The organism is Mesorhizobium sp. Root552 (assembly GCF_001427285.1).
Lineage (GTDB): Bacteria > Pseudomonadota > Alphaproteobacteria > Rhizobiales > Rhizobiaceae > Mesorhizobium.
In genome coordinates this window covers 59,795-70,804 of record NZ_LMFV01000017.1, presented here as the reverse complement: position 1 = coordinate 70,804, position 11,010 = coordinate 59,795, and the positions used below count along the sequence as shown (strand labels likewise).

Genomic DNA, 11,010 nt, shown 5'->3' with positions numbered 1-11,010 from the left:
CCGGATCGGCGCCAGAGACCAACGAAACCACGAACCAATGAAAGGGGGGTTAGTTCTTCAATTCGAGAAAGGGGTCAGTTCCTGGATTCGCTTGACATGGCCGGCAGCACAATCGACCTCGGCGAGCATGAATGGGCCTTTCAGGAGGAAAGCGGCCTTGCGCGCCGCCGAGAGCCGCTGCCGCCTGCCGTGCTCGACTGGCTGCGCTGGAAATATCGCAGGCATCAGATCGACCGGAAGCAAGACGAAACATGGTCCCGCGTGCTCTACCAGGAATTGCCGGTCCGGGTCCGCGATGCGGGTCCGCCGTCCGGTGAAGACTTAGCCGCGCTCGAACAGCAAACGGCTGCTGCTGTATTGTGGACCGTGGGCGAGCCGGAGGTGTTTTCAAAGCGGCAGAATTTGGACCAGCCGAAGATGAAGAAACCCAAGCCTACCGCAAAGCTACCCCGCGTGCCGAAGGCCAGCGCTGGCGTGCCGGACCCCGGCAGGGTGGCAACGGTATGTGCGGAACATCATGTGCTGCTGAACCGGCTGTTCTGGAACTGCCGCAGCGATGCCGAGAAGCAGACCGTCATGCAGGCGCTCTATGCCTATGTGACGGAGCCGAGTAACGCCGCCCACATGCGGCGCTGGCTCGACACGGTGCGTCTGCTGTCAGACGGCCGGCGGCTGACGGTATGAATAGAGCAAGGGCGCGGTGGTTGCCGCGCCACCATCATCGTCAGGTGTGCTGCTGTCTTCGCCCGCTTATGGCGTGCTGGGCTTATCGCCGGTCCGGCGCACTGTTCCCGTCGCCGCCACCCAAGCGTCATACAAGCCCCGGCAGACAGCTTCGACCGTGGCCGGATAGCTGGTCAGGGGGTCAACGCCGATGCCGTTGGGCGCGAGAAGCACGCCCGGCAGGATGGTGAGTTCCTTCCGGTTGGCGGCATAGGGCGGCACAGCACGGAGACGTGGTGCCGACCAGTCCCGCACATAGATCGCGTCAAACGGCCCTTGCCCGTCAATGGTGACAAGGCCGTGGGTATTAAAGGCATGGCTGCGCGGATAGCCCACAACGCCGAACAACGCGCCGTGTACGCTCATACGGAGAAGCTGTTGCCGCGTCAGGCGCTCGGTGTGGAAGCGGTAGCCGAGGTTTGCTTCAAAGAGCCGGTTTAACCTGCCGATCCAGTGCATCCCTTCGGTCGGGTTGTACTGCTCCGGGTTGCCCCAAACCTCTACTTCGATGGGACTGGGTTTCGGTCCGCGTTTGGTTGGATTCTTCATTATGTTGGCCTTTTCGGGTCCAGCGGGCCCGGCACACATAGGTCCGGGTCCGCGAGGGTTGAGTTAGGACAGCAAGCGTGCACAGTCCGGGCTGGTCTTGCGGTATTGCCACCTTCCGGGGTTGGCGCTTGGCGATTGCGCCGGAGCACCGCGCTTGCGGTCGCCGGGGCGGCACAGTGGCGGGCCGTGCCGTGGGACAAGTCGTCCCTATTATCGCCGTGAGTGTTCTTTTTCGAGGTGTTTTCGGGCTTCGGCACCCTCACCCAGCATTTACGGCAAGGTCGCTTGTTGGGATCGTTTTAGGGTCTACCCGCACCCAAGGCTTGCCGCCGAAAAGGCCGGAAAACCAGGTTTTTGCCACCCGCACCGCACCCAAGTTCCTAAGGTACACCGGTGCGGTGCGGGTGGGCATTTCATGCCCCCACCCGCCCCGCCCTCGGCACGTGTACCCGCACCCAGCCGCACCCAGCACCCGCACCCAGCGTTGGGTGCGGGTAAGACAGGATTTTGAGGCAGATCAGGCAGCGTCGGCGTCATTATCGGACATGCCTTCCGGGCGAAGTGCGGCGGGAAGTTCATTGTTGTTGTCGGCCATGAAAGTCTGCGCCGGCTTGCCCACGTCGATGACGTACACCTGGCGTTTGCCCGCCTGCCCCGGCACGGGCGTGCGGACCAGCCCACCATTGGCCACCCAAACCGACAACAATTGCCGGACATGCGCCCGCGCCGCGTTCTGTGCTGGCGTCCGGTCCGGCTTGTGACTGCCGACCACGCCAACGTCCAAGCCAACAGCATCAGCGATTAGATAACCCACCCAGTCCAACGCCTGCTCGTTTTCGCGCGGCAGATCGGTCGCAGCCCTGATTGCGTCTTGGACCCGTTGCAGGTCTTGAACGGTTGTGGTGTTGGCGATGCTAGGCGGCGTCCACGTCTCGACCACGCCAACCACGTCGCCGTCCGGGTATTGCGCGGTCCCGTTGTGCAACGGCACGCCGACCGTGCGGAGCCATTGGGCATCACCTGGCGGTGCGAGGTTGGACTTGCCCGTCTGGACCCGGAAATAGCGCCTTGGGTCATCGGGAGCAAAGACGCCGAACTTTTCAGCTTCTTCCTTTGTCATGCGGACCAGAAAGCGGGCGGACCTCACGGCGTCGATCAAAGACCCAGCGCCGCGCGCGCCATAGATGCCCAAGGCATCGCCATCCAATGCGCCGGCCTTGCTGACATGATGCACAAGCAGGACAGAGCAGCCCGCCCGGTCCGCGACCTGACGCCACGCCGCAGCAACGGCGTTCATGGCGGTGTTGTCATTCTCCGGCAGGTCATGCGTCGTCACGAACGGGTCGATTATCAGCACGTCCACCTTTGCCGCCTTGAGAATATCCGCCAAGGCGTCAACAGCGGGCTTGGCGATAAACTGGCCGTCCTGCCCGGCGCGCACAATCTTGATCGGCAGATTGCGTCCGCTGTCCACCATAAGCCGGTCGCCAATATCTGCCGACGTGATACCGTAGTGAACGCAAGTACCAGTGATGCGGCGGTCAAGTTCGTCAATCGGGTCTTCGCCGTTCCAAAGCCAGACCCGCAGTTGCCCGGTCGGATTCTCGCCAAGCAAGGGCTTGCCCGTCACCATCGCCAGCGCCTCGGCGATAACAAGCGACGACTTTCCAAGGCCGCCGGGCGACACAAGCAGCGATACGTGCCCACGGATCAGATGCCGACCATAGACCCATTCACGCGGCGGAATGCGGGTCGATGCTTGGAGCCGAAACTGTGTGGGTCGAAAGGCTACAGGGATGCCAGTCAGGGCACCAACCTGCCCAGCTGCTATCCGATCTGCGGCTTGCTGGATCGCATCGGCAGTGATGCCGATTTTGGCGTCGTGGTAGTCGAACGCCGCCCGCGCCAGAAACTCTGAAGCGGTCCGGCCACCCGGCAGTAGCGGCAAGCCCAACGCCTCACGCCCATCCTGTTCGTTGTCGAAGCGCTCGCACATCATGCGCTGAAAGTCCGGCGTGCGAAGATGCTGACAACTGGCGTGGGAGCACTCCATCAGGCCGTTGCCCAGGAATGCAAAGCCAGTATCGGCCCGCGTGGTGTGCGCGTCGATATTGGGGCAAAGCGCTTCGACAACCCCCGCCCGGACTTGCGACAGGTCCGTACCCAACGCCTGCGCCAGCTGCATGATCGGTTCGGGCTGGTTCAAGTCGGCGGTGCGGTCAAGCGCGCCGGCCATCGACGAGCCGGAAGGTTTCAGGCCCAGGTCCTCGTCAGACTTGTCCCGCCAGTCCGGTCCCAGCAGGAGCGCAGCGCAATGGTCCAGATCGGCCCGCGCTGCCGGATTATGTTCGACCAGCCGGACCGGGACGGGCATCCCGTATTCTTCCATATACTTCTGCTTCGAGTTGATACCGCAGGGCATACGGATATAGCGGGCGTCGTCCGGTAGCGGGTCCGACAGCCCCAACCGGCCCAGGGCTTCGCGCACAACCCGCAGCGACCGCACGCGCGCGGCGTCGTTAGATGATACCGGCTTATCCAGCACCCAAACCCACGTCTGGTTGCCGGGCGAAGTCTCGATCTTATAGGTGGGCCGGGGGAAACCCTGCGCAAATAGCGCTTCCCACTTCGCCGGATCGACCTTTGTTCCAATATCGTCTGCAAAGAACAGGAAGTGTTTGACGACACCTGCCGATGACCGCCGGGTTTCGTTCGGTCCCAGCAAGCCGATGCAGAAATAATTGTTGTTGCTCGGTTGCACGTAGGCCGCGCCATTGGCTCCAAACCAGCGACCCGGCCAATGTTCGGGACCGGGAGGGAATGAACACACCCAAATGTCAGAGACGTTCGAGCCATAGATTTCAAACAGGAAGTCGATAGGCGACAGCGATTTTGGGATCGACTTATGGTCGGCGGCCTTCTGCTCGCCAACTGCCGTTGGCGGGCCTGCTTCGGTTTGGGGTGTGTCAGTTTTAGGATCGGTATGCGCGCCACACTGGCCGCAATCCTTGCTTCCGCTTGGTTGCATAGGTATTGTCTCGACTGTCAAATGTTGGTGGGTTCGCCCGCCCTGGACAGGCACTACGCTTGGTCCGCGTGGGGTGAAGTATCCGGGAAAATCACCGCAATGGTCCGCGTCATGAGCGCGGACCGTTTTCTTATGCGGCCTTCGATGCTAGCCCTTCTAGCCACGCCTGAAGGTCACTGCGCAGCCAGCGGGTAGAGCCGCCGATCTTTACAGGCTTTGGAAGCGCTCCCGATGCAGAATTGCGGTAAATTGTTGCTCGGCTTTGGTTTAGCACTTGTATGAGTTCGCGACACGATACCAAGGGGCCAAGGTTCGCCCATGTTGCGCGCGGTTCGGTTTCAGATTTGGTATTGTTGTTTGCGGCTTTTGCGGGTGGGATCGGCATAGAGCGTCCTTTCTGCGACAAATGGAGTTGGGATGCGACGATAAGAACGCACCCGACACAGTAACGCCAGAAGAAAGGTCGGAGGGAACTATACTTTTTCCTTTTGGTTTCAGATATTTGACGGCCTTGTCAAAAACGAAACCTGCTCATCCAAAAAGAGAAGGCGACCCGGAAGGTCGGACCGCAGCAGAAATAGGCGCGTTCAAAGTCTCATGCGTTGAAGCGGCACCCAAATTTTATGATTGCACAGCAACTTTCCCCACCTGAAGCGCACTTTCTCGGTCGGCTCCCGCAATGATGGCTCTTAGCTGTTCGGCCCACAGGTCCAGCGCCTCCCGTTTCTCCTTTGCGTAGTCGTATCGGGCGTAAACACGGCTGGTGATGCTGGCTTTCGTCGCGGACACATGATTCAGTACATGCCCGATGATGAACGGCGAAATGCCGATTTCCTCCATACGGGTCGCAGCCGTGCGGCGAAGATCGTGCGGCGTCCATGGCGTAATGCCCATGATAGTTGTAGTTTCACGCTTGGTCACTTCCTCGCGTTTGACAGCCTTCGGGATCGACGCGCCGGTGACGGCTGCACGGCTTCCCGGTCCGGGGAAAATGAAAGGCGTGGGCACCCTGCCTTTTCGCTCGTCCAGCGCCTCAACGGCGCTAAGTTGCTCGCGGATGATAGCAACGGCCATCTCGGATAGCGGTACGACATGCTCGCGCTTGTTCTTGGCGCGGGCGGGCGGGATCGTCCAAAGGCGCTGATCTAAGTCGATTTCATCGCGAACCATGCCGGCAATCTCTCCCACCCGCTGCCCGGTGACAAGGCAAAGGCGAAGAATGCGCCGGGTTGATTCGCGCATATCAGCGTCGGGCAGCTCCTTCCACATCGTCTTGATTTCTTCGGCAAGTAAAACGCGATCACGCTCGCTCGTCTCGGTCGGCCTCTTCATGCCTTCGACAAGGTTTTCGTCGAGGTCGCCGCGTCCGCGCGCCCAGCGGACCATGGCCCGCATATCCTCGAATACCCGATTGGCCTCGACATCCGCACCCCTGTCCTTCACGGCATCAATGCAACGAGTCAGGTCGCGGCGGTGCAGTTCGGACAGTTTGATTGTGCCGATAGTATCGGAGACATTCTTACGAAGCCGGCGGGCGATCTCGTCGCCGGAACGCTTAGTCGAGGCATGGCGGGTGATGTAGTTTTCCACCATGTCGGAAACGGTCTGCGAAGCGGCTAGCGCCTTCTTTTCGGCAATGGGATCGGTGCCCTCGCCGATTTCGCTACGCGCGTCCCTCGCCTTTTCCCTCGCCTTTACTAGTTTCATTTCGGGATAGCGACCCAACTTCATGCGCGCGCGCTTGCTGTCGCCGGGTTTTGTATAAACGAGGTTCCAAGACCGAGTGCCGGCGGGTGAAACGCGAAGGCACAGCCCTTTTGTTTTCAGGTCGAAATAATCGGTCTGTTTGCCGTCAATCGGCTTAGCAGACTGACAAAAACGGTCGGTTAATTCGATGGTCGGCATGCTGTCCCCTGGGCAACCGGTTTCCAATAGGTACGGAAATAGGTACGCCACAACATGCGCTTTGTCGATACTCTTTGCAACAAACTGCAACCATGTGAACGCTATAATCCTTATTTTACAATAGCCTGATTGTTTAATCTTGCCTCACCGCATAGCAGGAGGCCGCAGTGGAAAACCTCTGTTAACCGGTTGGTCGCTGGTTCGAATCCGGCCCGGGGAGCCACTTCCGATCAGGAAGTCAATTTTGCCGGATTTGAATAACTAGACCCTCCCTCCGCGATGCGTTCATGGGTTCGCACGGCCGCGCCGTTTGGCCCGCGCCCGCGAGGCGTCCTAGCCGGTCCGATCTAGTCCAACAGCAAGCAGCACGCAGGATGTCCATTTCTGCAAGCTGATGCTAATATGGCCTCCGGCAATCCTTGCGGGGGGACGACGATGTCGCGGTATACCTTCCTCACAGTCTTGTTTGCTCTTGCTGTTCCAAGCGCTGCAGCCGCCGAAAACGCCACATTTGTTCAGGACAAGCCAACGGCTCCGGCCTTCCTCGACGGCGTAACGGTCGATGAAATGGAAGGTATAATGAGCAAAGCGGGCTACCAGGCCAAAGTCGGCGTGGATAGCGAGAACAAGCCCATTATCGACAGCAAGGCCTCCGGCCTGAATTTCTGGGTCTACTTCTACAATTGTGAAGGCGATCAGCAGAGATGCCGAAGTGTGCAATTCGAAACCAGCCTGAAGACAGACAAGGCAATGCAGGACAAGGCGCTCGAATGGAACAACAAAAAGGTGGCCGGTCGTGCCACCAACAATAAAGACAACACCTATTTCGACTATTTGATCGACTGTGGCGGCGGCGTATCAGCCGACAATCTGTCGCAAAATCTTGAGCGGTTCGACACGCTGATGAGCGAGTTTACAACCTACATCGGTTGGCACTGAGACGCAGTGACTGCCCGTAGTGTGGAGCGATGTCCTGAAAGGGAACTATGGCTTCGCGGTTGGCTCACACTTCTGTCCACACATATTCGTGAATGCCTGAAACACCATCACACCTTTGCACGTATTAAGATGTCGAAACCGCAAAGCATGGCTTCACCAGGCCGTTTGAGGGAATTTCGACATGAGCGCCACCCTGCGCAGCACCGAAATCACGGAGATGGAGCCTCTAGAAAAGGGGCCGCTCGTTTATCGGCAGTCCGCATGGACGCGGCTTACCCACTGGCTCTGGGCGATTTCGCTGCTGTTCCTGCTGCTCAGCGGCCTGCAGATTTTTAACGCCCGCCCACAACTCTATATCGGGCTGGAATCAGGCTTTACCTATGACAATACGATCCTGCGCATCGGCGCGGTCGACTCTCCGGAGGGGCCTCGGGGCTTCACGGAAATCTTTGGCAAGCGATTCGATACAACAGGTATTTTCGGCTGGTCTGGTCCGCCCGGTCAGGAGCGGCAGAGAGCCTTCCCTTCCTGGCTGACGGTACCGTCATACTATGATCTCGGCACGGGCCGGGTGATCCATTTCTTTTTCGCGTGGCTGCTCTCGATCACCCTTCTCGTCTGGCTTGTGGCCAGTTTGCTCAATGGGCATTTCAGGCGCGACCTCGCTCCTGGTGCCAGCGACCTGCGCAAGTTGCCGCGCGATTTTGCCGATCATCTCAGACTGAGATTCCACCATACCCGCGACTACAACGTGTTGCAGAAGTTCGCTTATGCCGGAGTGCTGTTCATACTCCTGCCGCTGATGATCCTCACCGGACTGACCATGTCGCCAAGCATGAATTCCGTTCTGCCGTTCCTGCCTGATCTGTTTGGCGGCCGGCAGACCGCGCGCACCATCCACTTTGCCGTGATGCTGCTGCTGGTCGCATTCTTCTTCGTTCATATGGCGATGATCCTGGCCGCCGGACCTTTTAACGAACTGCGGTCGATCATTACCGGTTGGTATCGAACCGATCCGCCCGGCCCTACGGCGCCGAATGCCGAACGGGGGTCGTGAGATGGCCAAAATCATGCTCAATCGGCGCAAATTCCTTACTGCTGCTAGCCTCGGCGCCTCCGGCATCGCACTGACAGGATGCGATGTCTTCGACAGCCAGCTTCGTATCGGCGCACCTCTGCGCAGCTTTCTCGAGAACGCCAACGATCTGACCTTGCACGCGCAACGCCTGCTTGCCGGACGCGATGCCCTTGCGCAGGAATTCACCGAGGCCGACATCCGCCAGCCTATGCGGCCCAACGGCGTTACCGCCCCGGACGACGAGTTCTACAAAGGCCTCATGGCCAAGGATTTTGCCGATTGGCGTCTGGAGGTGAGCGGCTTGGTGGAGAAACCGCTATCGCTCACGCGAGAGCAGATCTTCGCCATGCCCAGCCGCACCCAGATCACGCGCCATGACTGTGTTGAGGGATGGAGTTGCATTGCCAAGTGGACCGGCGCGCCCCTCGCGCTCGTGCTGGACCAAGCGGTGGTCAAACCGGAGGCGCGGTATGTGGTGTTTCACTGCCTCGACACCATAGATCGCAGCCTGTCCGGCGAGATCAAGTACTATGGGTCGATTGATCTGGTCGATGCCCGGCACCCGCAAACCATTCTTGCCTATGGCCTCAACGGAAAGCCGCTGCCGGTCGAAAATGGCGCGCCATTGCGTGTGCGCGTGGAACGGCAACTCGGCTACAAGATGCCAAAATACATCCACAAGATCGAATTGGTATCGTCGTTCTCGTCGATCGGAGGCGGGCGGGGCGGATATTGGGAAGACTACGGCTACGATTGGTACGGAGGTATTTGATAAAGGCCCACCAACCGTTTGAATTCAAAACTCAGCTGCATTTTCCTCGTTTTATTTCAACCCATTAGGACAAAGACGGCCTTGAAGGGTTGTTTCAGGCATGTCCTTTGCCCATTCTTCCCCCGTCATGCGGCATTGATCGCCGCGCATTTCCAGAAGCCAGAACAGGAGGTGGGAAGGGTGTCCAACACCAAGATGATTTTCGAACAACAGCCGGATGAAGATACGTTTGGCGGGCGTTTTTCCCGAGCCCTTGACGCAAGCGAACTAAGCGCAAGGGATTTGGCTTGGCGATTGGGGGTCCAACTTGCTACCGTAAAGGCATGGGAGCGTGACCGTTCCATTCCCGGCTCCCACCATCTCAACAGAACTGCAGGACTGCTTGGCGTCAGCCTGTCATGGTTGCTGCATGGGATCGGCCTCGGCCCGTCAACGACTGGAAACAGTTTCGATACCGAAATCGAGGTCAAATTTGAAAAATTGAAACTCCTGCATGCCGAGACCGGTCACTTGATCGGAGAATTGCGCAACAAACTCGACGAGCGCGCCAATACTACGCAGGAATTTTCCTAATACGCTTGGACAAAATAGATTGCCGACAACTTGTCGCCCATAGGTGACAAGTCGTCGGGACTAGGCTATGGACTCACGCGTCGGAGGCTGATTGGCCTCAACTGTTTGCGGGAGAGAGCAGCGAAAGCTGCCGCCGAAGGGGAAATCGCCCGAAATCTCTCAGGCAAAAGAACCGTAGGCAGAACGACACTCTGGAAAGTCGGGGCTTCGAACCCCCCGCGCCGAAGGTGTAAGCACAACCGACAGAGTTCCGGTTGCGCGAGTCTCTCAGGCTTCAGACAGAGGGGCACGGACTGGCCGCACGTCGCGGTCGATTTCGTGTTTTTCTGGAGAAGTCATGGCAGGCGATGAAATAAGATACCTACCCCTCGAAAACTTGCACAATCAGGCCGGAGCGCGCTTTGGCGCCTTTGCAGGCTGGAACATGCCGCTGACCTACCCGGCAGGCGTCATGAAGGAACACCTGCATACGCGCGAACATGCAGGTCTGTTCGATATTTCGCACATGAAGCTGTTCGAGATATCGGGCAAGGACACTTCGGCCTTGCTGAACAAGGCTTGCCCACTCGATGCGGGCTCGCTCGCAATCTCGCAATCGAAATATACGCTGTTGCTCAACGAAGCCGCAGGCATCATCGACGACCTCATCGTCACACGCCTCGGCGACGACCGCTTCATGGTGGTGGCGAACGCCGGCAATGCCTCAGAGGATGAGGCGCATTTGCGGAACATGGCCAAAGGTTTTGCAGTCGAGATCGATCCCCTGGATCGTGTCTTTCTTGCGCTCCAGGGTCCCGATGCGTGGGCTGCGCTATCACGCGCAGGCATCGAAACCGGCTCGCTTTTGTTCATGCATGGCATCGAACCGCGCGAGAATTGGTTCATGACCCGCTCCGGCTACACTGGCGAGGATGGATTCGAGGTTGGGCTGCCGGAAAAAGATGCGCGTGAGCTTGTAGGCAAGCTGCTTGAAGACGATCGCGTGATGTGGGTTGGCCTAGCTGCGCGGGACAGCCTGCGTCTCGAAGCCGGGCTTTGCCTGCATGGCAATGACATTACGCCCGATACCAATCCCGTTGACGCCGGTTTGATGTGGGCCATTCCAAAAGAGATACGGGCCTCCGGCAAATTCGTTGGCGCGGATGCGCTGCGTGCGATTTTGGCCAACGGCCCGCTTCGGAAGCGGGTCGGCCTGAAAGCAGAGGGCCGGCAGCCAGTGCGAGCGGGGGCGGCACTGGTAGATGCCGGGGGCAATGCCGCCGGACAGGTTACGTCCGGTGGCTTCGGCCCTTCGACCGGATTTCCGGTTGCAATGGGCTATGTCACTGCGCCGCTTGCCGCGAATGGCACCCAAGTTTTTGCAGATGTGCGCGGCGCCAAGGTGCCGCTCACCGTCCATTCCCTTCCGTTTGTTCCTCATCGCTACCGCAAAGGATAAATCCT

At 59.0% G+C, this 11,010-nt stretch carries 10 protein-coding genes and 1 riboswitch; of the genes, 6 read left to right on the top strand and 4 right to left on the bottom strand.

The window, feature by feature from the left end; genetic code table 11:
- Positions 1-96: 96 nt before the first annotated feature.
- The gene (locus tag ASD50_RS09875) at positions 97-684 is read left to right on the top strand and encodes a hypothetical protein (RefSeq protein WP_056239840.1); all 588 of its coding nucleotides are present in this window, start codon (positions 97-99) and stop codon (positions 682-684) included.
- Between the two features lie 66 nt (positions 685-750).
- Here the strand turns inward: ASD50_RS09875 and ASD50_RS09870 are convergent, their stop codons facing one another.
- The 4 genes from ASD50_RS09870 to ASD50_RS09860 form a co-directional block, all read right to left on the bottom strand.
- Positions 751-1,272, bottom strand: a complete 522-nt coding sequence (locus ASD50_RS09870) for a hypothetical protein (RefSeq protein ID WP_156465003.1) — start codon at positions 1,270-1,272, stop codon at positions 751-753.
- A gap of 517 nt (positions 1,273-1,789) precedes the next feature.
- Positions 1,790-4,300, bottom strand: coding sequence for an AAA family ATPase (locus ASD50_RS09865; RefSeq protein ID WP_056239832.1), 2,511 nt, complete (start codon positions 4,298-4,300; stop codon positions 1,790-1,792).
- 130 nt (positions 4,301-4,430) lie between these two features.
- The gene (locus ASD50_RS24245) at positions 4,431-4,685 is read right to left on the bottom strand and encodes a helix-turn-helix domain-containing protein (protein ID WP_082549566.1); all 255 of its coding nucleotides are present in this window, start codon (positions 4,683-4,685) and stop codon (positions 4,431-4,433) included.
- Between the two features lie 236 nt (positions 4,686-4,921).
- A complete protein-coding gene (locus tag ASD50_RS09860; RefSeq protein ID WP_056239829.1) occupies positions 4,922-6,205 on the bottom strand; it encodes a tyrosine-type recombinase/integrase in 1,284 nt (427 codons plus the stop codon).
- A gap of 402 nt (positions 6,206-6,607) precedes the next feature.
- Between ASD50_RS09860 and ASD50_RS09855 the strand changes: the two genes are divergently transcribed.
- The 5 genes from ASD50_RS09855 to gcvT all read left to right on the top strand — a co-directional run bounded on the left by ASD50_RS09855 (position 6,608) and on the right by gcvT (position 11,005).
- Positions 6,608-7,144 carry a YbjN domain-containing protein gene (locus ASD50_RS09855; RefSeq protein WP_082549565.1) on the top strand — a complete coding sequence of 179 codons (537 nt, stop codon included), beginning with the start codon at positions 6,608-6,610 and terminating at the stop codon, positions 7,142-7,144.
- Positions 7,145-7,325: 181 nt separating this feature from the next.
- Entirely contained in the window at positions 7,326-8,201 is an 876-nt protein-coding gene (locus tag ASD50_RS09850) for a cytochrome b/b6 domain-containing protein (protein WP_056239821.1), read from the top strand.
- Position 8,202: 1 nt separating this feature from the next.
- On the top strand, positions 8,203-8,994 hold the full coding sequence (locus ASD50_RS09845) for a molybdopterin-binding protein (protein WP_056239818.1): 792 nt from the start codon (positions 8,203-8,205) through the stop codon (positions 8,992-8,994).
- 180 nt (positions 8,995-9,174) lie between these two features.
- On the top strand, positions 9,175-9,567 hold the full coding sequence (locus ASD50_RS09840; protein WP_056239863.1) for a helix-turn-helix domain-containing protein: 393 nt from the start codon (positions 9,175-9,177) through the stop codon (positions 9,565-9,567).
- Between the two features lie 98 nt (positions 9,568-9,665).
- Positions 9,666-9,752, top strand: a riboswitch (glycine riboswitch).
- Positions 9,753-9,904: 152 nt separating this feature from the next.
- On the top strand, positions 9,905-11,005 hold the full coding sequence (gcvT, locus tag ASD50_RS09835; RefSeq protein ID WP_056239815.1) for a glycine cleavage system aminomethyltransferase GcvT: 1,101 nt from the start codon (positions 9,905-9,907) through the stop codon (positions 11,003-11,005).
- The last annotated feature ends 5 nt before the right edge of the window (positions 11,006-11,010 follow it).

Coding starts and splice junctions, on each gene's coding strand:
- ASD50_RS09865 (WP_056239832.1), bottom strand. CDS start 4,300: ATGCAACCAAGCGGAAGCAAGGATTGCGGCCAGTGTGGCGCGCATACC.
- ASD50_RS09870 (WP_156465003.1), bottom strand. CDS start 1,272: ATGAAGAATCCAACCAAACGCGGACCGAAACCCAGTCCCATCGAAGTA.
- ASD50_RS24245 (WP_082549566.1), bottom strand. CDS start 4,685: ATGCCGATCCCACCCGCAAAAGCCGCAAACAACAATACCAAATCTGAA.
- ASD50_RS09855 (WP_082549565.1), top strand. CDS start 6,608: ATGGCCTCCGGCAATCCTTGCGGGGGGACGACGATGTCGCGGTATACC.
- ASD50_RS09875 (WP_056239840.1), top strand. CDS start 97: ATGGCCGGCAGCACAATCGACCTCGGCGAGCATGAATGGGCCTTTCAG.
- gcvT (WP_056239815.1), top strand. CDS start 9,905: ATGGCAGGCGATGAAATAAGATACCTACCCCTCGAAAACTTGCACAAT.
- ASD50_RS09845 (WP_056239818.1), top strand. CDS start 8,203: ATGGCCAAAATCATGCTCAATCGGCGCAAATTCCTTACTGCTGCTAGC.
- ASD50_RS09860 (WP_056239829.1), bottom strand. CDS start 6,205: ATGCCGACCATCGAATTAACCGACCGTTTTTGTCAGTCTGCTAAGCCG.
- ASD50_RS09850 (WP_056239821.1), top strand. CDS start 7,326: ATGAGCGCCACCCTGCGCAGCACCGAAATCACGGAGATGGAGCCTCTA.